Below are 26,242 nucleotides of genomic sequence, written 5' to 3'. Positions count from 1 at the left end.
TAATCTCCTTTTTATTCTGTTTAATGAAAGATCACAGCTCCCAAGGGGATGCCAACGAAGACAGCTGCCAATGCCAGCGCCAGGATACCCAGAAGCGAGTGCTTTTCCACATCTTTGGTGCCGATCCACTCTTTGTTGCCGTGCAGCATTGCGCCTGCCGGGCTTGCACAGGGCAGAAGCAGTCCGCAATTGGCACAGAAACAGATGACTGCAGTCATCATCAGCGGATTAATGCCCAGCTGTACCGCAAAGGGATACATGACCGGAATCATAATGGCGCTGGCAACCGTATTATTAATTAAATTTGTCAGCAGCAACGTCGCCAGAGCAATCACCGCAGCACATGCAAAGGGACTGGCGTTTGACAGCACCGGAGCAAACATGCCTGTAATCGTAGCAGTAAATCCGGAATCCGGAGCAGACAGCGCGCCTCCCATCATCGTAGCAGTTGCAACCATGAACAGCAGGGGCCACATCACTCCGTTATTCGCCAATTCTTTAAAGGTGAAGTATGGTTTTCCATCTTTTCCCCTGAGAAAGGTAACAAAGGCCACAATCAGAAGTACGCAGGCCGTGGTTCCCAAACGGCTCATGAACATTTTCACCGGTCCCTGTGGAAGACAGCTGGGCAAAATCGTCAGCGCCATCAATGCAATCAGAGCGCCTATAGAAATCTTCTGTCGGGTATCCAGTTTCTCTGCTTCGCCGACATCAATTGTGCTCATCAGCCTGCTCATATCCGGCCGCAGGATAAAACGGCAAAACAGAAGGTATAGAACCATGGTCACTGCACAGAACACCACACTGAAGCCCAGGTACTGTACATAATTATAACTCACATAGGTACTGTTCGAGGCCTTTGCCAGGAAGCCGAAATTTGCCACAACTCCTCCCTGAAACGGAAGGGCCAGGGCTCCCAGCGCGTTGAAGAAAATAATCGCGCAGATCATCATCTTAGGCCATTTATCCTCCTTGGTATATCCCACCTGAGCGCAGATCGTGTAGATAAACTGCCAGCAAATCAGGATTGCCGCAAAACCTGCGCCAAATGCGGCACAGATCCAGACTGCCAGGCAGATGATAATCGAAAGCCGCCAGGGATGCCCCTTGCACAGCCTCGAGTTCACAAGCTTCATTACAACCCATTTGGAAATTCCGGTGGTTGTAAGAAGCGCCGAAAATACCAGCAGCCATAAAATCAATTGTATAGTCCCATTGCTGATAGTATTTGTCAGCGCTTCCGCTACATTCTCCGTATAACCGCTGAATCCCAGCATAACCAGCGCTAAAACACTGGGCCAGATCATGTCGCATGTAATCCATCCCCATAAAGCTCCAAGGAAAATGCCCAGAATCGTCATTCCCAGGGCAGTCATGGAACCACAGGGAGGTATGAACCGAAACAGAACCATCAGTAACACCACAATCGCACTGTTAACGTAGTATTTTTTGCTCATCGCAAGTTCCTCCTCATTCTCTGTTATGTACGATATCATTTCCTGAATATTCGGGATTACTTATATTTTATGAACAGATGCTATCTTTGTAAAGCAACGCCTGCGCACGTTAATCGTCATGTGTCAGCCTCAGGTTGACACACGGAGATCTAAAATGTTAAAATACTATCAGTTCAGTACATGAAAGCGAGGTCAGGAAGAATGAGACTGGAACAGCTCTACATTTTTCAGGAAATAGCAGAAACAGGCTCCATCCGCAAGGCCAGTGAACGTCTGTTTCTTTCTGCGCAAAGCATCAGCAAAGCCATGATTCAATTGGAAGCTGAATGGAATACAACCCTCTATCTGCGTTCCCGTACCGGCATTCAGTTGACAGAGGCAGGCGAAAAAGCTTACCTCCTGATTCAAAAAGTCATTGAGGATATCGCCGCCTTAAATGCCCATTTTCATGTGCAGGAGCCACCAGTACAGGATGACAGCCAGCTGCCTGTTTTCATGTCCTGCTGCGCGGTTATGGAACTTATAGCTTTCGGTGCAGTCAATATCCTGATGGTAGATTACACCAATACCCCCGTGCAGATTGATAAAAAAAGCAGCATAGAAATCCGGGACTTCTTGTTTTCCACCACGAACGACAGCAAAATGCCAGATATTATATTAACCAATGAGGTTTCTGCTAAATTACCGGCCTTGAAGAAAAAAACTGAGAAAAATTACCACTGTTATTTTCTGTTCGAGGATGAACTCTGCCTCCAGATTCCTCAAAATGACCCTCTCGCAGAATATGACAGAATTCCGCTGACCGTTCTGGAGCATCTGCCCATGCTGCTGTATACCGGCACTCCTTCACAGAAAACAGAGAGTGAACAGATTCTCATGGACTGGGGGCATGAGTTACAAAATGTCAGCCGGATTTCCAATATAGAGACCTGCAGCCAGATCGCTATAAATCAGCACAGATATTGCTTTGTGGGCTATCCCAGCGTTGAGTTCCGGCCTATGGCCAACGTCATCTATGTCCCATTGGAGCGTTCTATCGCTACCAATCAGATTATGCTCGTTAAGAGGCGCAGAAAAAACCGTACCGTTACCAATGCTTTTGTCAATTCCATGGACGACTATTTCAATTTAAAGAAACTATGGTAAACATAAAACAGAGCTTTAATCAATCGAGTAGGAGGTAGGCGATTATTTCGCCTACCGACCTCTCACACCACCGTGCGTACCGTTCGGTACACGGCGGTTCAATCAACTTAACAAGTAACCCGCCTTTCGGCGTAGTAGTCCTCCATAGATACAAGCCCAAACTTAGCCAGTCTCTCTTTACTGATACCGATGTGGAGATTCCAGCTTCTGCTCACTCTGGCATATCCCTTTGCATACGAAATACCATGCGCCCCACACCGTGGCAGTCTGAGCTTGATAAGATTCTTTTCCCTGTTCTTAGGTGTTTTCCAGTGTTTCCAGATACACATTCGCATTCTAAAGCGGATATGCTTATCGAGCTTTCTACATAACCTTTTCATGCTTCCGATTTTGAAGTAATTAATCCATCCTCGTATCAGTTGGTTGAGTTTCTTCACCTTATAGGTGTTGCTGACTCCCCAACTCCTACATGTAAGTTCCTTCATTTGCTCCTTGAACTTTTCCACCGCTTTCGTGTGTGGTCTGGCTTTATATCCTTTGGCAAATGTGTCATAGTAAAATCCATACCCGAGATACTTTATGCCTTTCGGTTGATCCACCTTGCTCTTTTCGCCATTCACTTTGAGTCCGAGTTTATTCTCTATAAATCTCGTCACACTCTTCATGACCCGTTCCGCCGCCTGCCTGCTCCCGACCATGATGATGAGGTCATCTGCATACCTGACAAAATCCAGTCCCCTTGCTTCCAGTTCCTTGTCCAACTCGTTGAGCATGATGTTCGCTAATAATGGCGAGATATTCCCTCCCTGCGGTGTGCCGACTATTGTATCTTCATACTCATCGTCTATCATCACTCCGCTGGCCAGAAACTTTCTTACCACTGATATCACATCCCCGTCCTTTATGGTTCGTCCGATGATTGTCATCAGCTTGTCATGGTCTACTGTATCAAAGAACTTCGCAAGGTCGATGTCTACTATCCAACTGTGTCCGTCATTCATTATCTCCAGTGCTTTTAAGACTGCCTGCTGTGCGCACCGGTTTGGTCTGAATCCATAGCTGTGGTCATGAAACTGCTCCTCAAATATCGGAGTCAGCTCCTGTGCTACCGCCTGTTGTACAAAACGATCGGCCACCGTCGGCACTCCCAGGTTCCTTATTCCACCGTCCGGCTTCGGTATCTCCACTCTGCGTACCGGCTGCGGCTTATACTTTCTCGTCCGCAGCTGTTCCCTGATGTTTTCGCCGTTTTCCGAAAGGTATGGGCCTAGTTCTTCAACGGTCATTCCGTCTACCCCTGCTGCTCCTTTGTTCCTGACGACTTGCAGATATGCCGCATTAAGGTTTTCTTTGCTCAATATCTGCTCCATTAGACTACCTGTGTCCATGCGTTGTTTCCTTTCTGCCCCTTTTGCCTTTGCCGCCTTTGAAGTTATCGTCAGACGTTGCTCCGGCTACGAAGTGGAACGTACTTCAACTGATTGATTGTTCAGCCCTTCGCTCCATTCCCATTACAGGAACTTCCCCACTACTATGGCTTCTGCTGACTTCTCACTGTTCGCTGTTGCTACGGCTGATGAAACGCCAGTAAGACCTCCCCAGTTAAGGTGCGCATTCTTTCTCTCCATGTCCCTGCCGCATTTACTCGTACTTCCGGCAACCTTTTGGACTTCAGTGCCTTTTGCCACCTTATCCGTATTTCCGAGCCTTATATGCGATTCCTGTCCGTCAGGTCAGAGATTTGCTCACAGCTTCTTTCAGATTCCGCCTCACGGCGGACACCCTTGCTGTTCGGCTATGTGCTTCGTCGTTGCCTACGCGCACTAGGGACTTTCACCCATTAGAATACGCCCATGCTGGGCAAACAAAATCGCCAGTTCCGGCAAATGCCGGTTCTGGCGATATCTTTTCTCTGTCTTAAAATTTATGAATTACATCCTTGCTGACAGCCTGTGGCAGGCCGCAAAATGCCCCGACGCTATTTCCCTCAATTCGGGGCGCATCTCATAACAGTTTTCATGGGCCCTGGGGCAGCGGTCCGCGAACGCACAACCCTTCGGCAGTTCCAGCGGACTCGGCGGCTCTCCCTTCAGCAGGGGCAGCTCAGCCTCCTGGTCGCAGTAAACATCCAGCACCGCACCCAGAAGAGCCTGGGTATAAGGATGGGCCGCTTTCCGTTCCAGCGATTCACTTTTTAAGATCTCTACAATCCTTCCCAGATACATGACCGCTATCCTCTGGCTCACGTTGCTGACCAGAGCCAGGTCATGGCCGATAAAAAGGCACGCCGCTTCCTGTTCCCGTTGAAGCTTAACCAAAAGCTGCACAATCTGATTCTGAATCGACACGTCCAGCGCTCCGGTTGCTTCATCGCAGACCAGAAGAGCCGGCCTGACCGCCAACGCCCTGGCTATGGCCACACGCTGCAATTGTCCGCCCGACAATTCGTGGGGATAACGCTTCATGAACGTGTCCGGCAGACCTACCATTTCCAACAGCGCCTCCGCTTCCCTCTCCGCTTCCTTTCTGGACAGGCGGTCGTAGTTGATCCTGGGCTCCATCAGATAACTTCCGATTTTCATCCGGGGACTGAAGGAGCTGATTGGCTCCTGAAATACCATTTGAATTTTCCTGCGGAACGCTTTCTGCTCACTTCTCTTCAATGACCAATAATCCACGCCGTCTACGCGCACCTGTCCGGACGTGGGCCTGAGAGCCCCGATAATCATCCGGATCAGCGTGCTTTTCCCACACCCGCTTTCCCCCACGATACCCAGGCATTCTCCTTTTGCCAGGGTCAGTGTTACGTCAAAAACCGCCGACAGCTCTTTTTTTCCTATCTGAAACCTTTTACAGAGATGTGAAATCTCAACCATCGGCCTTTCATTCTCCATATCGCTTCCCTCCCAGCTTTGGAACCGCGTCTAAAAGGCTCCGCGTATACGCTTCCTTCGGATGGAAAATCACTTCCCCGCGGGTGCCGTACTCGACCAGCCTTCCCTGGTTCATCACACCGATTTTATCAGACAGGTAAGACGCCACCCCCATATTATGGGTCACCAGCACGATAGACGTCCCATAAGTATCTCTCAGTTCCTTCATCTCCCGGACCACCTGAGCCTGAATCGTCACATCCAGCGCGCTGGTAGGCTCGTCTGCCAGCAGCAGCAGCGGCCGGGCTGTCATGCCCATGGCTATGCCGACACGCTGCTTCATTCCCCCGCTCAGCTCAATGGGATAGGAGCGCAGCACACGGTCTGCATCTGTCAGATGCATAGCCTTCAGCATCTTCTTCGCCATATCCCGGCAGGTATCCCTGGAAAGCCTTTTGTTATGGGTGCGAATCGATTCCCTGTATTGAGATTCTATCCGGTTTACCGGGTCCAGGGAAAGGCCCGGGTCCTGAAAAATCATCGCCATCAGTTTTCCGCGGATTGCCTGCAGCTCAGCCTCCGTCATCGCTGTCAGTTCCCTGTCCTTGAACCATATTTTTCCTCCGGATATTTGGCCTCCGGACGGGAGCAGGCCCATGACACCACGGATCAGGGTTGTTTTCCCGCTTCCGCTCTCGCCTACAATACTCACAATTTCCCCCTCTTCTACGTCCAGGGATACCTGTTCTACCGCATACTTATCCTCATCATAGCTGATGCTGCAATTCTCAATCCGCAAAATGCTCATATCTGATTCCTTCCCCTTATTTTCCGGCGCTCCATTCCGGAGTCACCAGATAATAATCAATCGGGAACATGGTGACATTGTTCACCTTTTCCGTATTGATAAGAGTGATATTGTCATTTGCATACAGCCACAGGCACGGACAGTCATCCGCCAGTATCTGCTGAGCCTCCACAAATGCCTCCACACGTTCTTCCTGATCAAAGGCTTCATCTAGTTTTTTCATTACTGCATCAAATTCTTCGCTGGAATATTTACCATAATTATCTGTTCCGCCTGTCTGCCACCGTGATGCCAGATAATACTGTCCATCACCTGCATTTACTGTCTGCCAGCCGTCAAAGATAACGTCAAAATCACCGCTGTCCCGCTTATCTTTTACGTTTTCCAGCATTTCGATCTCCGTATGCACGCCCGCTGTCTGCCACAGGTCCTGCAGCGCCTCAGACACCGCCGTAGAGGATGAGCTGGACAGCGAAATTGTGATCACAAGCTCCTGTCCGTCCTTCTCCACAAATCCGTTACCGTCCGTATCCTCATAGCCGGCCTCCTTCAGAAGCTCTGCCGCCTTGTCCGGATCGTGGGACTGGCCTGTTACTTTATCAGAATCATAACCAACCGTATCAGGAAAAGCTGTACCCAAAGGCTGCGCGTACCCGTTTCCAGCCACCTCTGCTACTACTTCACGATCTGTTGCGTAGGACAATGCCTGACGCAGCTTTACATCAGATAACTTACTTCCTTCTGCGCAATTGAAGACAATATCGCTTTCCCTTGTTCCGGTAACAGTCGCCAGTTCGATATCATCCACACCTTCCAGCTGGCTTAAAGTCGTATTGCTGGCGCCTTGAGCCAGGTCAATGTCTCCGGCAAGAATCGCCTCTGTTTTAGTATCCGATCCGATATTCAGGGCTGTGATGGTTTCAATGCTCGGAATATCGCCCCAGTAATTCTCATTGACGGCCAGCTCAATCTTTTCCTCAGACACATATTCCGTCACCATGTACGGTCCTGTGCAGACCGGCTTGGAAGCCGCCTCTTCCAGATCCGCTGTGGTGTCGATAATGCAATACATGGGCTCCGTCAGATTAGCGATAAATGCACTGAACGGCTCCTCTGTTGTAAAAATCAGATTTTCACCGTCGACCTCGATAGATGCTAATTTCAGCGCGCCGCCTCTGGAGTTCTGTTCAATGGAGCGCTCCAGGGACGCTTTCACAATCTCAGGCGTCAGCTCCGTCCCATTGCTGAATTTAACACCCTGACGGATATGTACGCGATAGGTTACATCATCTAATTGTTCCCACTCATCCGCCAGCTGCCCCTCAAATTCCATGTCTTCATTCACAGTAATCAGCGTCTCTCCCACACCGCAGCGTGTCAGGTTCCAGCCGCCCCAGCCCTCTGCCGGGTCCAACCCTTCGATATAGGTGAATAACGCCATATTAATATGTGATTCTTCTGTTCCTTCATCCTGGCTGGCTGCTGCCGCATCAGAGGATGTATCCGCCGACGGGGAAGAAGCTGTATTTTCCCCTTTACCAGTTCCGCAGGCTGTCAGGCCGGCGGCCAGCGCCATACAAAGAAATGCTGTAACTACTCGTTTTTTCATGATTTTCTCCTTTTTTATTATGTAATTTTAACCCCTGCGCCTGTCCGGCCGGCAGACTGTGCACATTTCAGATCCGTTTTGCCTCAAAGACCGCCGCAGGATTTGCTACCTTTATTTTTACAGCTACTTATAATGAGGGTCCATGATGTCCCTCAGGCTGTCGCCTAACAGATTGAATATAATCACATTAATCAGGATAATCAGCCCCGGAAATATCAAAAGCCAGGGCGCGGCTGACATATAATTCCTGCCTTCACTGAGCATAAACCCCCACTCCGGCGTCGGTGGCTTAGATCCCAGCCCCAGAAGGGAAAGCCCGGCAATTGCCAAAAGCTTTCCTCCAATATCCTGAGCTATCAGCACCAGCAGGGACGGAATGACATTCGGCATAATATACGTACCCATGATTTTAAAGGTCGAAGCGCCTCCCAGCCGCGCCTGCAGGATATAATCCCCATTCTTAATAGAAAGCACCAGAGAGCGGCTGGCGCGGGTATATTTTGTCCACCCTGTGAAGCACATCGCGATGATCAGATTCTGTATCCCCGTCCCCATGACCGCCACCATGGCCAGCACAAATATATTTCCCGGAAATGCCATCAGTACGTCTACCAACCGCATAATGACGCTGTCCACCGCGCCTCCCGCCAGGCCGCTGACTATTCCGATCAGGATGCCCAGAACTGAAATAATCGCAGTGACCAGATAGGCGATTAACAGAGACGTCTGTCCTCCATATAAGATTCTGGAAAACAGATCTCTTCCCAGCTGATCTGTTCCGAAAAGGTGGCCTGAAGAGGGCGCCGCCAGCATATTCGCATAGTCGGTCTCCAGCGGGTCATACGGCGCGAATTTTCCCGCACAGACAGAAAACAGTGTAAAAAGGACTGCCAGCACAAGGCATATAATAAAACTGGTGTAACGGCTTTTTCTCCGCTTTGTCTTTTTTCTCACTTTTCCATACCTCCCAGCCGTATCCTCGGGTCCAGATAACGGTAAAATATATCCACCGCCAGGTTGACGCATACGTAAATCACGCCCATCCACATGACATACCCCTGAATCAACTGATAATCTCTGTTGGTAATCGCACTGACTGCAGCGCTGCCTATGCCATTCCAGCTGAATATAGTCTCTACGATCATCGTTCCTCCCAGCAGTCCTCCAAAAGACATTCCCAGAAGCGTAACGATGGTCAAAAGCGAGTTCGGCAGGACATGGCGGAGAACAATTCGCTTCCTGGACACGCCCCGGGACAGCTCCCCCATGATATAAGGCTCACTCATTTCTTCCAGCATAGCCGCACGTATCCGCCGGATATAAGAGGCCGCCATGCCCAGCGCCAGCGTGACAGCAGGCATGATCAAATGCTTCATGCTTTCTGATCCTCCCACCGGTAGGACATGCAGCTTCACAGCAAACAAATAGATCAACAGCAGGGCAATCCAAAAGCTGGGCATGGCCTCTCCGATAAAAGCCAGAAACCTGATGATATAATCTGCAATTCTATTATGGTAAACTGCCGAAAGGATGCCCAGCGGCAGCGCAATGACAAGCATAAGCAGAAAAGAGGAACAGGCCAGCTTTATTGTATTCGGAAGTTTCCTCGCCAGGATTTCCGAAACCGGCTGCCCATATTTAACCGAATCCCCAAAATCTCCATGCAGCACGCCTCCCAGCCAGTTCTTATACTGAACCGCCAGAGGCTGATCCAACCCGTATTCTTCCTTAATTTTGCCGATTACCTCCGGATCGCTCCCCGCACCCATGCTTTCCAGCATCTGCTGAGCCGGATCTGACGGCAGAATGTTGGTCAGACAAAAAGTAAGCACAGACAGCCCAAATAATATGATAATTAACGCTGCCATACGCTTCATGATATACCGCAGCAATTCCCTGCCTCCTCTCCTGTATGCCGGTGTATGGACATATTACTTCTGCTTTTTTGCGGAAATTCTGAAAGATACAGGCAGCTGCCGCCCTATTCTGCCGTTGTAGTAATGGATTTCTGTATGGATCTCCTCATAACCAAGCCCTATTAACTGCTCCAGATCCCAATCTGGCCGCTGTCTTTTGCTCAGGGGAAGTGATTCCGCTATTTTTTCCATGACTGAATAGTCTACCTTAGCTTCGTTGTGCCTGTCATGGCATCCTGCCGGCCTGAAACGCTGCTGTTCCTCCCGGGCAGATGCGTACCTCCCGTCATATAGGTGCAGATAAAAGTTCCCGTCCGAAACCATAAGCACCCCTTCCGGTTTTAATACCCGATAAAGCTCTCTGTAGGCCTTCACCGGTTCCTCCAGGTTCCAGAACAGATTCCTGCTCACAACAGCATCAAAGGTATTATCCGGAAAATGAAGCTCCTGAACATTCATCTGAAAAACATCCGCCTCCAGTTCCCTCTTTTTCAACGCTTCCTTTATCTGCTCAACCATGCCCTGGCTGTAATCCACAGCAGTGACCCGGCATCCGTACTCTGCAAGCAAAACCGTATAAAATCCGGCTCCCGCGCCGCAATCCAGCACCCGGACTGCCTTCCCCTCCTCCGGATGGGGCAATATCCCTGAAAAATACTCTATCCACTGTCCCGCTTCCGGAGATTCCAGCTCCTCCCTGCTTATTTCCGAAAAATCCCCTGATCTGGCATTCCAATATTCCTGAATCTCCTTTTGGCAACTCATACATTCCTCCTGTAATAAAATATCCCTCGCAAATTAACCACCCGCAAAATCATTTACAAAAAAAGGACATGTCCACAGACATATCCTTTTTAAACGTTCAGGTTTTTCCATACTCATAAAAACACAAAAGCATTCCGGCTTTTGCAAAAAAGAATTTTCTTAGCTGTGGCTCGCAGCTTGAAAATAACAGATAAAACCGGTATTCTGGCTTGAGCCTCCTCACGTAGTCCCGCCTTCCCAGTCCCCCGGTGGCTTATTGAGACACGCTCCACTCTCACAGCAACGGCATTGCACAGGATTTACACCTGTTTCCCTATCGCCAGAAAGCCAACAGCTTTCTGCGAAACTGCAATCTCTTGCAGGCATTTTATCCGCTTATCACTTTATGTAATTGTCATTTAGTCCCATTCGGTACATTAATAGTAACACAACCCTCAAAACTTGTCAACAAATTATGATTTTGTTCCGAAGTCCGGATATCTATCCAAAGATCCGCCGCAAAACCATGATTGTTTTTCTTTAGTTGCTGTGCTAATCTAATATTGTAAATTACTCAGACACCAAAGGAGTTTTACTCATGGACATAAATCTAAAGGACCGCATCACTGTTTACTGGGATATTCGGGCGACCAGTTATGGCCAAATGCGGCATAAGCATCTTCACGGAAGGGAATTTCAATTCTGGCAGGCTGAAATGAAAGCTGTTCTGCCTTCCTCCGACCGGCCGTTAAAGGTTCTGGATGTCGGTACAGCCACCGGTTTTATGGCAATCGTATGCGCTTCCCTGGGGCATAAGGTAACAGCTGTAGATATCTCCCGTCACATGCTTCAGCGGGCGCGGGCAGCTGCGTCTGAATTTGGTTATTCTCTGACCTTTCTCCAGATGGACGCCCACCAGATGGATTTTCCCAGTGGTTCTTTCGATGTGGTCATCTGCCGCAACACTATATGGACTGTGTTGGACCCCCGGCGAGTCTATATGGAAATCTTCCGGGTGCTGAAACCAGGCGGCTGCTTCTTTAACTGTGACGCCGATTATGGAAGAGATGCTTTCAAGGGGCTTGGGGCAACACCGGATGAGAAAGCCCTTTTTGCTGAATGCCATGCCTACACTTCTCTCCTTCCGATCAGTTACGTCCAACGGCCGGAATGGGATATCGCCACGCTCCGGAATCTGGGATTTGTACATTGTGAATGTATCAGAAATATAAGCGGCAGATTAAACCCCCATGGCAGTTCGAAGTCCTCTGACAGTCATCCGCTGTTTTCTATTTTTACTGTGAAGCCCGCCTGCCCTGAGGAATTGGAGGACACAGATTATGATTTTCAGTTATTTAAGGCGCATAATCAGCTGTTCTACCGGGAACAGAGGCAATTTGGCAACAATAAAGATACCGAGTATCTGATTCTGGACCTGCTCATGTATCAGCCGGAGGGCCTGCGGCCCAGCGATCTGAGCGAATATATTTTCATCCCTAAACAGACGGTCACACGGATACTGGCACAGCTGGCAGCGAAAGGCTATATCCGCCAAATGCCCAATCCCAGAGACCGCCGCAGTATGCTCCTGACGCTGACCCCTGAGGGACAGAAGCAGCACCGCCGCGAGGAACAAGCTCTGGAAGTCCGCTATGCCAAGGTTCTCAGCAGTTTCCCGTCCCAGAAGCTGTCACAGCTCAATCAGCTTTATATGGAATTTTTAGACGCCTTTCCCACAACATGAGAAGCCCCGGATTTCGGGGCTTCTCATGTTTCCCAAGGATGCCTTTTCAGCGTCTTTTAGTTCCTGCGCAATACTTAATGAAAAATATTACAAGAAATAGTATCAGAATTCCCCCTGCCAGAAGACCTGCCGGATTATATGACTTCCTGTCAGCCGGTTCACCTGCCGGATTTTCCTCTGCATAAAGCCCCCCGTGTTCTCCGAAATCCTTGCGGTTTTCGGGCAGCGCTTCCTCCTGCTGCTCTCTGTCTGACTGAATCCCGGCAGCAGGCTGATGATTCTCTTTCTGTTCATTCTCCTGCTTTCTTTTCAGCCATTCCTCCCGGGTTTTATCCTCGACCGCACCGGTTCCCTCCGCTTCCTGGTTCTCCTGCACCGCAGATGTGGTATCCATTCCCTGCTCATCCTCCACTGCTCCGGGCGCAATTATCTGCCCGCCACGGTCTCCATCCATGTCTCCCCCCATACCTTCTGGAATGGTCTGGTCTGAATCCCGGCAGATCTTCCAAACTTTGCTCTCACCGTCAAAGCTTCCCCCTTCCGCCACCATCTTTAAGTATATGGTATCAGCGTCTGTCGGAAGCTCAACTTTAAAGCCATATATCCAGTCTGGTATGAAGCTCTCCTGAGGCGATATCAGATTCGTATTCCCTGCCACATTATATCTGGTAAAATCTTCTCCGTCCTCTCCATATTCCAGGTAAGCTGCCGATGCCTCCCAGGGGTAAGGAACCAGAAGCAAAAGATTCGTTTTTCCAGCTTCACGATTCAGAACCTCATATGATATCAGAAACAGCTTTTTGTCCGGAGCCGTAAATACAGTAACTTTTGGAACCAGATCTTCTTTTGTATCGTATACTTCCTGAAACCCATCTGTGTTAAATTGGCCTTTAACCACCACACAGATGTTGTCTCCTTCTACCTGTTTCTCTCTCTGCCACAGAACAGGAATCTCAATCTTCGTAATTTCCCCGGTTCTCCTGTTCTCAACATACGACATTAATCCGCAGGGAAGTTCAGCGTCTTCCCCCTCTTCTCCCGTCCTGACTATGGGCGCCGGGGGATCATAATCTATTATGACGTATTCTTCACCTGTGCGGTATTCCGGAACAAAGCTGCAATTTTTCCATATTACCGCACTTCCCGACACGCTGAAGGCATGTCCCTTTCCGCTGGAACAGACAGCCGTAACCGAAGTGTTTTCTATCACAAGCTCCCCATTCACATCGATTCCATAAGCTACTTCCGTCCCCGAGACTTCTATACTACAATCTCTGTCCTCTGTTTTATTCCCCCGGGTACCATAGATACCATTTGCCCTGCCATCTCCTTCTGCCAGTATCCGCACTCCCTGAAAGCTGCAGGCATCCATAGTGCCTAAAAATACCGCGGTAGGATTCTCCCCCGACGCATGAATGAAAAAACTATCCGCCCCGTCACAACCGCTTGTAATACTGCCTCCCGTAGCGATAATCCCTTTACCGCCTCCCTCATAATTCACTTCACCTCTCCGAAGCATTAACTGTGATGAATGGGAATTGGCCAGAAATACAAAATCACCATGTCCTTTAATTGTTAAATTGGGGTTGTCTATGGTCATTGTACACCCTACCACAAAACCATACTCACCGCAATCAATGGTAATCTTGCCTGTTCCATCCAATACAACTGGCTCGTCCCTGCACACTTCCATATCCTTCAGTTCAAATATGGCTCCATCATTATTCTTATTTTCTTCATACCAGCTGCTAAAAGAGTCTCCCTTCGGTTCTTCTTCAAATGCTTCACAGACCGTTCCGGGAAACAGCATAAAACTCATGAGTACAACAATAGCAACAAAAAACTTTTTCATTTCCAGCCTTTCCTGTAGATCAAATTTACTGCAGAACAGGATAAGCTGTTCCACTGCCCCGCAGAGGGCATACATCGCGGTACGTTCTTGCATTCACTGTTTACATTATATATCAATTTAGCAAAGAAGGTCAATTCGCACCATCAAATAAAACAAAATTCCACAACAAATAACAACTTTAATAAATAAAACCCAGAAAAAATTGAAAATAAGCCACAAATAATGATACAATACATGTAAATCTCATGGCTATAGTCTTAGGCCGCCGATTCACTAGTGGAGGAATCATGGACCGTTTACTTTTCATTGACGACGATGTGGAAATTTTAAATATAAATCAAAAGTTTTTTCAGCAGCGCGGCTATATAGCCGATGTAGCCGCCGACACTGAGACAGCGCTTGAATTATTGAATAAACAGGATTACCAATGCATCCTTCTTGATATTTGCATGGCTGGCACTAACGGCCTGGATTTCTGCCGGGAACTGCGGCAGAACCGCTCTATACCCGTGATATTTTTATCAAATATGGCAGAAGAAGAATATTTGATCGAGGCCTTTCACTGCGGTGCGGACGATTATGTGACCAAGCCTTATTCCCTGCCGGTTCTCGAACTCAGAATTCGCACGCGTATCCGAAACACCGGAACAGTCCAAGACTCTCCAGATGAAGCCCTCGTACTGAACTCTGTCGAAAAACAGGCTTATCTCAATCACTGTTCTCTGCGACTCACTGCCAATGAATATGAGATTTTAAACTTCCTAAAAGCTCACGAGGGTCAGCCTTTCCGCCAGGAGGAAATTTATTACGCCTTATGGGGAGAACATTTCTATAACACACACAGCATTCAGGTGATGATCATGCGAATCCGGAAAAAAATGATGGCGCTTTCTCCCGGCCATGAATACATAAAAACCCAATGGGGAAAAGGATATGTCTATGTGGGGTAATTTATGAAAACAAAATCCAAAATCAAATTCCTCTTGGGAGGCGCAGCCCTGATTTCCCTGCTGCTGCTATTATTTTATGCGGCTTACACTTATGACAATAAATACACCGCACATTCAGACAAAATAACCTCTCTTTCTGATCACTGGGAATACTGTGCCGGCCATCTCTATACGCCGGAAGATTTCCACGCCGGGGATCTCACCATATCATCCGAGCTTATTTATATCGGAGAATTCGGCGGCTTTTCCGGCACACGTGATAATTCCGAGCCATTTGGCCAGGCAACTTATCACAAAATACTTGAGTTGAAGAATATTTCCGATCCATGGGCCATGATTTTACCTGAGATTTTTTCAGCCTCCAAAATATATGTGAATGATCAATGTGTTGCTGAATACGGAGATTTTTCTCCTTATAGCATGCAGACTGGGAACTCTCTCATATTTTTGCCCAGCGGTACCGCAGAGATCACAATTCTCACTGCCAATCAATCGCATTATTACAGCGGCATGATCTATCCTCCGCTTCTGGGCCCACTCTCTGAAATCCAGCGGCTCATCGCAGTGCAGCTGCTGTTGTACGGACTGTTTTGCTTTTTTTCTCTTGGAATTTCTATTGCCTCTATCTCTCTGTGGAGGCGAAGAGGCCGGAACCTGCTGCACATTCATTACGGACTCCTGTGTCTGTTTTTTTCCATTCACATCAGCTATCCTTTTGTTCACTGGCTGAGGCTTGGGAGCGGTGAGCTTTCCTATATTGCAGAAGACAGCTCATATTACGCGATGGTTTTGTGCATCACACTATTGACGGGCCAACTCACCCGGATGAGGAAACTGCAATTGTTCCATAAACTTGCCGTGGGCATCTCAGGCACGATGATCTTGAGTTCCGTCCTGTTTCCCTACATTTTATTTCCTGTTATTCCGCAGATGATTCTGGTGTATGGATGGCTGATTTCCCTCTTTAAACTCTATATAAGCCTCTATCTGATCGCCGCTTCATTGGCCGGTATGATTCACAATACCCGGAATATTTGGCTTCTGTACGGAAATGCCATGTTCGGCGCCGGCATATTCGCGGACCTCCTGACCGGAGGAACGTATGAACCCATCCGTTTTGCCTGGCTGGATGAATATGCATCTTTTATCATGGTAATCTTCTTCACGTTCCTGATTCTGAAGACAAACAGGGAACTCGCCGAGGATCATGAAAATCTTACCAGCAGCCTGCACAGCGAAGTGGAGAAAAAAACCGAATTTCTCACCCGGCTGTTGGATGAAAGACGCAGCTTCCTTTCATCCGCCGCTCATGATTTAAAAGCACCTGCCACAGTAATACAGACTTACGTTGATTATATCTGTCAGAGCAATACCCAGCTGGACGAAGAAACAAAGAATTACCTGGCCATCATAGGCAGCAAAACAGACCAGATTAAGGAAAATATTCTCACACTGCAGCTCTTTAATACAGAAGACCAGCTGCGAGAACCTCCTGTATCTCTGAATTGCAATACATTTTTAACGTATGTCTACAACGAAACGCTTCCTTATGCTGATGCCAACGGAATTTATTATACGCTGAAGCTTCCGCCCAATTCACCCGACATCCGCATTCAGCAGACAAAATTATTCAGGGTGTTGGAGAACATAATTATTAACGCCACAGAACACACCCCTGTAGACGGCAAACTGAGCCTGACAGCAAGCTACGGGACGGATACTGCAATGATTAAGATCAGTGATAACGGACACGGCATATCAGAAGAAAACCTATCTCATGTATTTAATTACAAATTTACTACCCATGCAACCGCCGGAGGTCACGGGATAGGCTTATACTTCGCCCGGATATCTATAGAAGAATGCGGCGGCTCCATCAGCGTCACTTCTATTCCTGAGAAAGAGACCTCTTTTACAATCATTTTACCTGTAGCCTCTAAATAAAAGACTGGAGGGAGTATTTTTTCAAATTCCCCTCCAGCTATACTCCAGAATATCCCGCAACACATGCCCTGTGGGTATACTTTGTGGAACAGCATGAGCTGTTCCCCCGCCCGTCAGGGCATGTGTTACGGGGTGCCCTGCGGGTATACTTATTTATCAGACATTCTGCTCTTTCTTTTTATAAACAACTGTTCCCAGAAAAAGTGCCCCGCACAACAACATCAGCATCCAGGCCATGCCTGATTCAGGATCTCCCGTATTGACACCGGCTGTCACTGATTTAGAAGCCTTCTGTACAGCCCTGTCCTGAAGTGTTACATCGAAGATCCTCCTTTCTCCGGGATGTAACTGTCCTATCATTTCCTGGAGCTCTTTCACTCTTTTCCTGTCCTGTTCACTCAACGTTTCCTTCTTAAGAATCTCTATCAATTCATTCTCAATTTTCTGCACCTTTTCGATGCCTTCCACACAGCTCTGAAGTTCTTTTTTGGCTTCTGACAGCTCAGCTTTTTCTTCCTCTGTCAGGTTTCCTCCAATTGCGTTTTCCAGCCTCTCGATTCCCGCAATATTTTCTTTTAACTTTTCTAAATCCTCTTTCTTCATATTCTCTAAATTGATTTTTATCAGCTCGGACAGATTTTCCTTTTCCTTTTGGACATCATCCAACTTTTGAATCAGTGCTTCTGCAACCTTTTCTCTTTGCATAAACATAGAGTTTTCATCGCTGGTTAGATAATCCGTTCCTAGTTTCTCAACTGACTTTATACTTTCCAGAAGCTTTTGCAATTTGTTTCGGCTGTCACTGTTTACATTTTCCTCTGTTACGGCTGTAAATACTTCCCCGCATAGTTTGTCTGTCTCTTCAATCAGCTTTAATTTCGTTTCTATCTCTTTTATTGAATCATTAATCGTCTTCTTCCATTCTTCAAACTGCGCCAGGCCCTCAGTGTTCAGGTTTCCCTTATATTCTTTCTCCACCGTGTTCACAACTGCCTGCAAATCCTTCAGCGCCTCCAGGTCATCTTTCTCTAAATGCCCGGTATCTATGCTGTCAATACCACCGATCCCGGACAGACAATTCTCTGCCTCGTCTATCCGTTTTTCCATGGCCAGAATCTCTTTCTGCCATTCCTGCAGGCTCGCTTTCTGTTTTTCTGTCATATGGTTAGAATAATCCAATTCCATTCTGATTGTATCCGATAACAACTGGTCCAATGCCGTCAGATCGTCCTTGGTCACACTGTTCTCTGACATCGAAGACATTTTTTCTTCAATCTCTTCTAATTCCTGTTTTACAGAAACAACCTTCGCGTACTCCGCCTGAAGTGCCTGGTTGATTTTCTCAAGAGACGAGCGCTCTCCAGATGTCAGATTATTTTCTTCCAACAAGTTTTCGACCCGACCGCAGAACACTTTGATGGCCGCCATCTGATCTGTTGTGACCTTATTCGTATCTGTTGCATCATGAAAATCCCGGATCTCTTTTATCTCTTTTTCAACTGCTGAAATCTTATCCAGAAGCTTCTGTATGATCTTCTCATAGAAGTCGATTTCCTCCTTCTGCTCATCTGACGCTCCAGAACCGACTGGCAGCGATTTGTATTTTGCAAGTGTGGTTTCCAGCGCCTGCCTGTCGTCAGAAGTAACCGTCGTCTCCGACAGAATGCCTCCGTCCGTGATTTTGTCATACATTCTGGAAATCGGATATACGTGCACGCCCAGTTGATAATTACCAAGGCCATAATTCCAGAGTCCGGCCTTATCTGTTACCTTGATATCGTAGTAGAGATAATCGCTTGATTTCCCGCTGGGCGCTGTAACGGATTTATCAATGCGCAGATGATATCTGCCGTCCACTTCCGGATAAATTTCCCTTTGTACAAGGATATTCGCCCTGTTATCTCTGATAATCAGCTCTACCTTTTTGATATTGTCTTCAGTAATATTCAGGATCTGATCCAAATAGCAGTCCGCGTCCGCATCAAAGTCAACAAGGGATACTTCCGGCATTACTGAATCCATGCTGTAAGAAAACGAATACGTGTATATTTTATAATTCACTTTGACATAGACATCCTGAGTCACATTGACTCCATCTTCTGTCACTTTATATCTGCTAGTAAAACTGCCACTGTCCGTCTTACCCACAGTAGTCCCCGCAGGGAGTTTCAGAGAAAAACCCTGGGTATAGAATTCACAGTCTGCTGGCAGCTCCGGCAGTAAATTCCCAGTATATTTTTCATAATATACATCATAATTCTTCTCAATTGTTCCCGAGTATTTCCCTTTTCCTGTAATTGTCATAGTATAATGCCCGGCAAGCGTTCCCTTTCCGGAATACTTTACCGTATAATCTTTGTCTTTTTTTAACGTATCATCGCCGTCCGCAAGGATGTATTGTGGATAACTTCCCGTGGAAGACAGTGTTGACACGTGAGCGACCCTTTCCTCAAATCCCTGAAGCATAGATTCAGTAAGTTCTCTGCCTGTAATTATGAAGGTTTTTTCATAACCAACTAACGCCGTATCATCATAGTCTTTCATATACCACGCATAATCCGAAACAATTCCATTGCACACTGCCTTATAAGTTCCGGCATCTTTCACCTTCTCATTCGATATCACCTGTCCCACACTGTTATACAGGGTATAATCCACTTCCATATAGAAATTCCCTGTGGGATCAACAACCGGGCTAAACCAGTGGGTTTGATTATCATATTCCCAGCTATCCGGAACCGACCACCTCACATTATCCGGCGTCAAGATATATTTGCTGATACTCCCATCTAATGTGGCTGTACCGGAATTCAATATGTATTTGGAGGCATCTTTTCCGGTCAGCCCTAATCCGGTCAGCGTCACGTAAGCTGCCTCTGTGCCTGCTTCATTAAACTCAGCTCCCTGGTAGGTAAGCTGCACGTCGTCTCCACCTTCTATCCCATTTAGCACATAATTATCTGCGCTAACCGCTGCCATGGCATCCGGCGTACCGTCATATGTCTTAGTAACTGCCGTACCCTTCTCAACGGTTACTGCTTTAGTCCCATCGGCCCGAACCGGAATCGCCTGCTTTATAACCATGACACACATGAATAGGAAAGCTGCTGCGAAATAAATTTTAAAATTATGCCTGGTCCTTTGTCTCATTATCCTACCTCACTTTTATGTTTAATAAATACATTATACTTTTAAATACACTTCTGAGAAATGGGAATGGGATCTTGTTGTTATCTGTTGTTTTTTATTTTCTCACCCGGATAAATACTTTATCCCGTCAAATCAGGAAAGGACTTACCGCAGCGTATGATGATACATAATTCCTGCTTACATTGGATATCCTTATACCAATCACATTTTGGAGGATTATCGGTCATGATTGAAAATGAAGAACTCCCCATCGGATTTATGATGGAACTCGCGCGCCATCCTGATGTCCTGAACCGGTTTGCGCAATTATCAAAGCAGGAACAAAAACCGATTGTTGATGGTGCCCGCAATATTGACTCCCACAGCGAAATGCGCAGCTATGTAGAATCCATTTTTAACGGGCTGTAAATTTTTAGCGGGATAAATCCGAGAGTCTGGTATGTCCAAACGGTGAGTGATTTCACTTTAAAAGAAGGCAACGTGTTTGCAAAAACAAATACAGAAAAACGGAAGAAATCTATGAATGTGAATCGTGTGTTGGATGTCCATATAAAAGTGAATGCCGTCCTAAAGCATCCAGCAATCGGACGATCCAGATGAATGAGGAACTAACGCTGAATACTTGTGGCTTCAATCTTTGCAAATATCATACCAAAAAGCAAATAAAAGAGCTGGCTGCGTAAAATCATAGAGTAATCCTCATAGCTTTATTAAGCACACTTTTACAGTAAGAAAATCAATAATTACAGCAAATAATGTATAACAAAATGAAGAATCGCCAGAACCGGCCTTCGCCGGAACTGGCGATTCTTCATTAAGGACTTATTTTACACCCCTTTTTTTGGTGTAAAAAAATCACCCTTGCTAATAATAAACAGCTCCTACTGAATTTATGGTAACAGATTTCTTTACCAATGTTGTAACAAATATCTATGTTCTGTATAATAGTTAATGAACTTTAACGAAAGGAATTTAGCTATGAAGAAGCATCAGGTGTTGATAGATCCCTCCAAGTGTACAGGCTGCGGGCTGTGTGTTAAGACTTGTGTTGCCCATAATATTGAGCTGGAAAACAAAAAAGCCAAAACTTTATTGAAAAACTGTTTAATGTGCGGACAATGTACGGCAGTCTGCCCCGGCAAAGCGGTTACAATCTCTGGCTATGATGCAGAGGAAATCAAGGAAAAGATAGAAACCAGCCTAAAACCACAGGAAGTTCTGGATGTCATTCGTTTCAGGAGAAGCATTCGGCAGTTTAAAGAAAAAAACATACCATACGAAGTCATTAACCAGATATTAGAGGCTGGAAGATACACCCATACCGCAAAAAACATGCAGGATGTATCATTTGTCGTCCTCGACAAAGAAAAAGACAAAATAGAACAATTGGCAGTCAGGCTATTTAAAAAGTATAAACCTTTTGCTGACATATTTAGCCCCATGGCGAGACACTATACAATCGACAGCCATTTCTTTTTCTTTAAAGCGCCAATTGTAATTGTCATTCTATCAAAGAATAAGACTAATGGCATTCTTGCAGCACAAAATATGGAATATGTTGCAGAAGCCAATGGATTGGGAGTTTTGTTCAGTGGCTATTTTACAATGGCAGCTAACACTTCATTTAAAATAAAAAAAGCATTAAAAATACCTAAAGGGAAGCACGCCGCAATGACTTTGGTATTAGGGTATCCAGATGTCCGATTTCTCCGTACCGTGCAGCGCGAGCCTCTGGATGTAAAATTTCTGTAAATATACGGGGGTCAATCATGGAGTGCAAAGAAAGACTCAAAAAGATAGTAGACGGTTTTCAAAAATGCAGAGATACTTTTACTGCCATCGGGAATGAAACGAGACAACTGATTCTCCTTGTGCTTTTGGAAAGTGATCTATCAGGCATCCGCGTTGGTGAAATCGCCAAAAAAACACATTTAACAAGACCTTCCGTATCCCATCACCTTCAGATTCTGAAAGAGTCTGGAATTGTCACAATGCGCAAAGTTGGAACAAAAAACTATTATTCCCTGTGCGCGGACGGAACCCAATGGAAGGATATAGCTGATTTAATCAGCCTTATTTATGAAAGTATCCAGCACATCAATTCATAATCCTAGATTTATACTGAGGAGGCTTATACGATGATATTATATTTCTCAGGAACCGGTAACAGCGAATATGTCGCCAAAAGAATCGCTGAAGAAACTGACGATGGGATCGTGAATTTATTTGAAAAAATCAGAAACCATGATTTTTCCAAACTACATTCCGATTGCCCATGGGTAATCGTCTCACCTACCTATGCCTGGCGGATTCCACGTATCCTGCAGCAATGGCTGGAAAAGACCGCTTTTTCGGGCAACAGCGGAATATATTATGTTATGACCTGCGGCGGAAGCATTGGTAATTCAGGAAAGTATCTTAGGAAGCTGAGTGCTTCTAAGCACATGAAGGATTTAGGATGTTTTTCCATTGTAATGCCTGAAAACTACATTGCAATGTTCTCAACTCCTGAAAAAGAAGCTGCACTGCATACCATTCATCAGGCTGAAGCTGCAATAGATAAAGCATCCCATATGATCAAAAACGGTAAGCCATTTCCGCATCAGACTCTCACATTAACAGATAAAATAAACAGCAGCATTGTAAACAGTATTTTCTATCCAATGTTTGTTCACGCAAAGAAATTCTACGCTAAGGACACTTGCATTTCCTGCGGAAAGTGCGCTGACGTATGTCCGATGCACAACATACGACTTGAAAATGGAAAACCCGTATGGGGGAAAGACTGTACACATTGTATGGCCTGCATCAGCCGTTGTCCAAGAGAAGCAATCGAATACGGCAAACACAGCGAGGGAAAGCCCCGGTATACCTGTCCGATAAAAATCAACCGATAATTATATGCTAACTGCATATCATCAAAATAAAAGGCCCGCAATATGCGAGCCTTTTGTACAGGGGATGAGAGAATCGAACTCCCACTAAGAGTTTTGGAGACTCCTGTCATGCCATTTGACCAATCCCCTATCATATTTAAAAAGCACAAAAGTGACTATTCCTAGTCACCGTTGAAACTCTTGACATACCTTCAAAACCGCATACACAATCTTTCATCTTTTCCCCTGCTTTTCTCTGAACGCCTGCCTTCTTCTGGTCAAGCCCTCGACCGATTAGTAACAGTCAGCTCCACACATTGCTGCGCTTCCACCTCTGCCCTATCTACCTCGTCGTCTTCAAGGGGTCTTACTTCTTCTTAGAATGGGATATCTCATCTTGAGGGGGGCTTCACGCTTAGATGCCTTCAGCGTTTATCCCTTCCGGACTTGGCTACCCTGCCATGCAGCTGGCGCTGCAACAGGTCCACCAGCGGTCCGTCCATCCCGGTCCTCTCGTACTAAGGACAGCTCCTCTCAAATATCCTGCGCCCACGCCGGATAGGGACCGAACTGTCTCACGACGTTCTGAACCCAGCTCGCGTACCGCTTTAATGGGCGAACAGCCCAACCCTTGGGACCTACTACAGCCCCAGGATGCGATGAGCCGACATCGAGGTGCCAAACCACTCCGTCGATGTGAACTCTTGGGAGTGATAAGCCTGTTATCCCCAGGGTAGCTTTTATCCGTTGAGCGATGGCATTCCCACTTAATACCACCGGATCACTAAGCCCTACTTTCGTACCTGCTCCACCCGTCGGTGTCGCAGTCAAGCTCCCTTCTGCCTTTACACTCTCTGGATGGTTTCCAACCATCCTGAGGGAACCTTTGGGCGCCTCCGATACCCTTTCGGAGGCGACCGCCCCAGTCAAACTCCCCGTCTGGCATTGTCCCCCGCCCGGTTCACGGGCGCAGGTTAGAAACCCAATACTGCAAGGGTGGTATCCCAACATTGGCTCCACGGCAACTGGCGTCACCGCTTCATAGCCTCCCACCTATCCTGTACATGCAATACCGAATCCCAGTACCAAACTGGAGTAAAGCTCCATGGGGTCTTTCCGTCCTGGCGCGGGTAACCAGCATCTTCACTGGTACTTCAATTTCACCGGATGCATTGTCGAGACAGCGCTCAAATCATTACGCCTTTCGTGCGGGTCGGAACTTACCCGACAAGGAATTTCGCTACCTTAGGACCGTTATAGTTACGGCCGCCGTTTACTGGGGCTTAAATTCAAAGCTTCGCCGTTCGGCTAACCTCTCCTCTTAACCTTCCAGCACCGGGCAGGCGTCAGCCCATATACTTCACCTTTCGGTTTCGCATAGACCTGTGTTTTTGCTAAACAGTTGCTTGAGCCTATTCTCTGCGGCCTGCTCTCGCAGGCACCCCTTCTCCCGAAGTTACGGGGCCATTTTGCCGAGTTCCTTAACAATGCTTCTTCCGTCGGCCTTAGGATTCTCTCCTCATCCACCTGTGTCGGTTTACGGTACGGGTACAGTAAAAGCAATAGCGGCTTTTCTTGGTACATGGCTCACACGCTTCCCTACTATATTTCGGTCCGCATCACGTCTTCGGCTTGGCCGGCGGATTTGCCTTCCGGCCACCTACCTCGCTTGCACGCGGCTTTCCACTCCGCGCCCGTGCTTTCCACATACGTCCCCACAGTTCTGTTTTACTGCAGTGCAGGAATCTCAACCTGCTGTCCATCGGCTACGGCTTTCGCCCTCGCCTTAGGTCCCGACTTACCCAGGGCAGATCAGCTTTACCCTGGAAACCTTAGATATTCGGCCGAGAGGATTCTCACCTCTCTCTCGCTACTCATTCCGGCATTCTCTCTTCAAGGCATTCCACAGCTCCTTACGGTACTGCTTCTTTACGCCTTCAATGCTCCTCTACCATGCCCCTTTCGGAACATCCTGAGCTTCGGTGTCGTGTTTCAGCCCCGGACATTTTCGGCGCAGGACCTCTCGACCAGTGAGCTATTACGCACTCTTTGAATGTGTGGCTGCTTCTGAGCCAACATCCTGGTTGTCTTTGAAATCCCACATCCTTTTCCACTTAACACGCACTTTGGGACCTTAGCTGCAGGTCTGGGCTCTTTCCCTTTTGACTGCCCAACTTATCTCGTGCAGTCTGACTCCCGGTCATCAATTACGCGGCATTCGGAGTTTGATATCTCTTGGTAAGCTTTGACGCCCCCTTAAGAATTCAGTGCTCTACCTCCGCAAATCTTGACCGAGGCTAGCCCTAAAGCTATTTCGAGGAGAACCAGCTATCTCCGGGTTCGATTGGAATTTCTCCCCTACCCACACCTCATCGCCACCCTTTTCAACGGATGTGCGTTCGGCCCTCCACTACCTCTTACGGCAGCTTCAGCCTGGACATGGGTAGATCACCCGGTTTCGGGTCTGCCTGCTCTGACTCCTTCGCCCTCTTAAGACTTGGTTTCCCTTCGGCTCCGCAGCTTCTGCTGCTTAACCTTGCCAGAGACGGCAACTCGCCGGACCGTTCTACAAAAAGTACGCGGTTCCACGCATGATCGTGGTTCCACAGCTTGTAGACACAGGGTTTCAGGTTCTCTTTCACTCCCCTCCCGGGGTCCTTTTCACCTTTCCTTCACAGTACTATGCGCTATCGGTCACTGAGGAGTATTTAGCCTTGGGGGGTGGTCCCCCCTGCTTCCCACAGGGTTTCCCGTGTCCCGTGGTACTCTGGATCCTGCCGGGCTGTTCCTGATTTCGTCTACGGGGCTTTCACCCTCTCTGGCTGGCTTTCCCAAAACCATTCCCCTATCATTCACAATCCCTTGCGGCAGTCCACAACCCCGCGATGCATGCATCACGGTTTGGGCTCCTTCCCTTTCGCTCGCCGCTACTTAGGAAATCGATGTTTCTTTCTCTTCCTCCGGGTACTTAGATGTTTCAGTTCCCCGGGTTCCCCTCCATACGTTATGGATTGGCGTATGGATCTATGAGGTCTTCTCATAGGGGTTTCCCCATTCGGATATCTCCGGATCTATGGATATTTGCTCCTCCCCGAAGCTTTTCGCAGCTTGTCACGTCCTTCATCGGCTCTCAGTGCCTAGGCATCCACCCTGCGCCCTTCATGCTTGACCTT

Annotated in this window: 18 protein-coding genes, 1 tRNA gene, 1 rRNA gene, 1 pseudogene and 1 riboswitch; of the genes and pseudogenes, 9 read left to right on the top strand and 12 right to left on the bottom strand. The window is 47.4% G+C overall.

Annotated features, from left to right (window positions below; all coding sequences use genetic code 11):
• Nucleotides 1-20: 20 nt before the first annotated feature.
• Entirely contained in the window at nt 21-1,457 is a 1,437-nt protein-coding gene (locus H9Q79_RS01255; protein ID WP_249329045.1) for an SLC13 family permease, read from the bottom strand.
• Nucleotides 1,458-1,658: 201 nt separating this feature from the next.
• On the opposite strand from H9Q79_RS01255, the gene H9Q79_RS01250 reads away from it, so the two are divergent.
• Nucleotides 1,659-2,603 carry a LysR family transcriptional regulator gene (locus H9Q79_RS01250; protein ID WP_249329044.1) on the top strand — a complete coding sequence of 315 codons (945 nt, stop codon included), beginning with the start codon at nt 1,659-1,661 and terminating at the stop codon, nt 2,601-2,603.
• A 107-nt stretch (nt 2,604-2,710) separates the two neighbouring features.
• Here H9Q79_RS01250 and ltrA read toward each other — a convergent pair whose 3' ends face one another.
• The 7 genes from ltrA to H9Q79_RS01215 form a co-directional block, all read right to left on the bottom strand.
• Nucleotides 2,711-3,991 carry a group II intron reverse transcriptase/maturase gene (gene ltrA, locus H9Q79_RS01245; protein ID WP_249329043.1) on the bottom strand — a complete coding sequence of 427 codons (1,281 nt, stop codon included), beginning with the start codon at nt 3,989-3,991 and terminating at the stop codon, nt 2,711-2,713.
• Nucleotides 3,992-4,534: 543 nt separating this feature from the next.
• Complete coding sequence (locus H9Q79_RS01240) at nt 4,535-5,497, bottom strand: ABC transporter ATP-binding protein (RefSeq protein ID WP_118648487.1); 963 nt, start codon at nt 5,495-5,497, stop codon at nt 4,535-4,537.
• Entirely contained in the window at nt 5,487-6,284 is a 798-nt protein-coding gene (locus tag H9Q79_RS01235) for an ABC transporter ATP-binding protein (protein ID WP_118648485.1), read from the bottom strand. The genes H9Q79_RS01240 and H9Q79_RS01235 overlap by 11 nt, the downstream gene beginning before the upstream one ends.
• Nucleotides 6,285-6,300: 16 nt before the next feature.
• Nucleotides 6,301-7,893, bottom strand: coding sequence for an ABC transporter substrate-binding protein (locus H9Q79_RS01230; protein WP_249329042.1), 1,593 nt, complete (start codon nt 7,891-7,893; stop codon nt 6,301-6,303).
• Between the two features lie 123 nt (nt 7,894-8,016).
• Nucleotides 8,017-8,847 (bottom strand): ABC transporter permease, encoded by an 831-nt coding sequence (locus tag H9Q79_RS01225; RefSeq protein ID WP_118648483.1) that lies wholly within the window; start codon nt 8,845-8,847, stop codon nt 8,017-8,019.
• On the bottom strand, nt 8,844-9,785 hold the full coding sequence (gene nikB / locus H9Q79_RS01220) for a nickel ABC transporter permease (RefSeq protein ID WP_118648481.1): 942 nt from the start codon (nt 9,783-9,785) through the stop codon (nt 8,844-8,846). The genes H9Q79_RS01225 and nikB overlap by 4 nt, the downstream gene beginning before the upstream one ends.
• A gap of 39 nt (nt 9,786-9,824) precedes the next feature.
• On the bottom strand, nt 9,825-10,574 hold the full coding sequence (locus H9Q79_RS01215; protein ID WP_118648479.1) for a class I SAM-dependent methyltransferase: 750 nt from the start codon (nt 10,572-10,574) through the stop codon (nt 9,825-9,827).
• 177 nt (nt 10,575-10,751) lie between these two features.
• Nucleotides 10,752-10,928, bottom strand: a riboswitch (cobalamin riboswitch).
• 223 nt (nt 10,929-11,151) lie between these two features.
• On the opposite strand from H9Q79_RS01215, the gene H9Q79_RS01210 reads away from it, so the two are divergent.
• On the top strand, nt 11,152-12,297 hold the full coding sequence (locus H9Q79_RS01210; RefSeq protein WP_118648477.1) for a methyltransferase domain-containing protein: 1,146 nt from the start codon (nt 11,152-11,154) through the stop codon (nt 12,295-12,297).
• A gap of 46 nt (nt 12,298-12,343) precedes the next feature.
• Here H9Q79_RS01210 and H9Q79_RS01205 read toward each other — a convergent pair whose 3' ends face one another.
• On the bottom strand, nt 12,344-14,149 hold the full coding sequence (locus H9Q79_RS01205) for a hypothetical protein (RefSeq protein ID WP_249329041.1): 1,806 nt from the start codon (nt 14,147-14,149) through the stop codon (nt 12,344-12,346).
• A gap of 287 nt (nt 14,150-14,436) precedes the next feature.
• Here H9Q79_RS01205 and H9Q79_RS01200 point away from each other — a divergent pair, with 287 nt between their 5' ends.
• A complete protein-coding gene (locus H9Q79_RS01200; RefSeq protein ID WP_118648473.1) occupies nt 14,437-15,099 on the top strand; it encodes a response regulator transcription factor in 663 nt (220 codons plus the stop codon).
• A gap of 3 nt (nt 15,100-15,102) precedes the next feature.
• Nucleotides 15,103-17,043, top strand: coding sequence for a sensor histidine kinase (locus tag H9Q79_RS01195; protein ID WP_249329040.1), 1,941 nt, complete (start codon nt 15,103-15,105; stop codon nt 17,041-17,043).
• Between the two features lie 156 nt (nt 17,044-17,199).
• Here H9Q79_RS01195 and H9Q79_RS01190 read toward each other — a convergent pair whose 3' ends face one another.
• The gene (locus tag H9Q79_RS01190; protein WP_118648467.1) at nt 17,200-20,193 is read right to left on the bottom strand and encodes a YDG domain-containing protein; all 2,994 of its coding nucleotides are present in this window, start codon (nt 20,191-20,193) and stop codon (nt 17,200-17,202) included.
• 225 nt (nt 20,194-20,418) lie between these two features.
• Between H9Q79_RS01190 and H9Q79_RS01185 the strand changes: the two genes are divergently transcribed.
• The 5 genes and pseudogenes from H9Q79_RS01185 (at nt 20,419) to H9Q79_RS01170 (ending at nt 23,090) form a co-directional block, all read left to right on the top strand.
• Entirely contained in the window at nt 20,419-20,601 is a 183-nt protein-coding gene (locus H9Q79_RS01185; RefSeq protein ID WP_118648465.1) for a hypothetical protein, read from the top strand.
• A gap of 68 nt (nt 20,602-20,669) precedes the next feature.
• Nucleotides 20,670-20,876: pseudogene (locus H9Q79_RS18615) on the top strand (transposase); the annotation flags it as partial.
• A gap of 295 nt (nt 20,877-21,171) precedes the next feature.
• The gene (locus H9Q79_RS01180; RefSeq protein ID WP_118648461.1) at nt 21,172-21,945 is read left to right on the top strand and encodes a nitroreductase family protein; all 774 of its coding nucleotides are present in this window, start codon (nt 21,172-21,174) and stop codon (nt 21,943-21,945) included.
• Nucleotides 21,946-21,962: 17 nt separating this feature from the next.
• Nucleotides 21,963-22,301, top strand: a complete 339-nt coding sequence (locus H9Q79_RS01175; RefSeq protein ID WP_118648459.1) for an ArsR/SmtB family transcription factor — start codon at nt 21,963-21,965, stop codon at nt 22,299-22,301.
• Nucleotides 22,302-22,331: 30 nt separating this feature from the next.
• Entirely contained in the window at nt 22,332-23,090 is a 759-nt protein-coding gene (locus H9Q79_RS01170) for an EFR1 family ferrodoxin (RefSeq protein WP_118648457.1), read from the top strand.
• A gap of 58 nt (nt 23,091-23,148) precedes the next feature.
• On the opposite strand, the gene H9Q79_RS01165 is transcribed toward H9Q79_RS01170, so the two are convergent.
• Together H9Q79_RS01165 and H9Q79_RS01160 are read right to left on the bottom strand one after the other, a co-directional pair.
• Nucleotides 23,149-23,219, bottom strand: a tRNA-Trp gene (locus tag H9Q79_RS01165).
• A gap of 124 nt (nt 23,220-23,343) precedes the next feature.
• Nucleotides 23,344-26,240: ribosomal RNA gene (locus H9Q79_RS01160) — 23S ribosomal RNA — on the bottom strand.
• Nucleotides 26,241-26,242: the final 2 nt, after the last annotated feature.

It is taken from the genome of Wansuia hejianensis, from assembly GCF_014337215.1.
Taxonomy (GTDB): Bacteria; Bacillota; Clostridia; order Lachnospirales; family Lachnospiraceae; genus Scatomonas; species Scatomonas hejianensis.
Note: the sequence above shows the minus strand (reverse complement) of the source record. Positions and strands in the feature narration are given on the sequence as shown.

Bases quoted from the DNA above. Each gene is read 5' to 3' on its own strand.
- H9Q79_RS01255 (WP_249329045.1), bottom strand. From the start codon at position 1,457: ATGAGCAAAAAATACTACGTTAACAGTGCGATTGTGGTGTTACTGATG.
- H9Q79_RS01250 (WP_249329044.1), top strand. From the start codon at position 1,659: ATGAGACTGGAACAGCTCTACATTTTTCAGGAAATAGCAGAAACAGGC.
- ltrA (WP_249329043.1), bottom strand. From the start codon at position 3,991: ATGGACACAGGTAGTCTAATGGAGCAGATATTGAGCAAAGAAAACCTT.
- H9Q79_RS01240 (WP_118648487.1), bottom strand. From the start codon at position 5,497: ATGGAGAATGAAAGGCCGATGGTTGAGATTTCACATCTCTGTAAAAGG.
- H9Q79_RS01235 (WP_118648485.1), bottom strand. From the start codon at position 6,284: ATGAGCATTTTGCGGATTGAGAATTGCAGCATCAGCTATGATGAGGAT.
- H9Q79_RS01230 (WP_249329042.1), bottom strand. From the start codon at position 7,893: ATGAAAAAACGAGTAGTTACAGCATTTCTTTGTATGGCGCTGGCCGCC.
- H9Q79_RS01215 (WP_118648479.1), bottom strand. From the start codon at position 10,574: ATGAGTTGCCAAAAGGAGATTCAGGAATATTGGAATGCCAGATCAGGG.
- H9Q79_RS01210 (WP_118648477.1), top strand. From the start codon at position 11,152: ATGGACATAAATCTAAAGGACCGCATCACTGTTTACTGGGATATTCGG.
- H9Q79_RS01205 (WP_249329041.1), bottom strand. From the start codon at position 14,149: ATGAAAAAGTTTTTTGTTGCTATTGTTGTACTCATGAGTTTTATGCTG.
- H9Q79_RS01200 (WP_118648473.1), top strand. From the start codon at position 14,437: ATGGACCGTTTACTTTTCATTGACGACGATGTGGAAATTTTAAATATA.
- H9Q79_RS01195 (WP_249329040.1), top strand. From the start codon at position 15,103: ATGAAAACAAAATCCAAAATCAAATTCCTCTTGGGAGGCGCAGCCCTG.
- H9Q79_RS01190 (WP_118648467.1), bottom strand. From the start codon at position 20,193: ATGAGACAAAGGACCAGGCATAATTTTAAAATTTATTTCGCAGCAGCT.
- H9Q79_RS01185 (WP_118648465.1), top strand. From the start codon at position 20,419: ATGATTGAAAATGAAGAACTCCCCATCGGATTTATGATGGAACTCGCG.
- H9Q79_RS01180 (WP_118648461.1), top strand. From the start codon at position 21,172: ATGAAGAAGCATCAGGTGTTGATAGATCCCTCCAAGTGTACAGGCTGC.
- H9Q79_RS01175 (WP_118648459.1), top strand. From the start codon at position 21,963: ATGGAGTGCAAAGAAAGACTCAAAAAGATAGTAGACGGTTTTCAAAAA.
- H9Q79_RS01170 (WP_118648457.1), top strand. From the start codon at position 22,332: ATGATATTATATTTCTCAGGAACCGGTAACAGCGAATATGTCGCCAAA.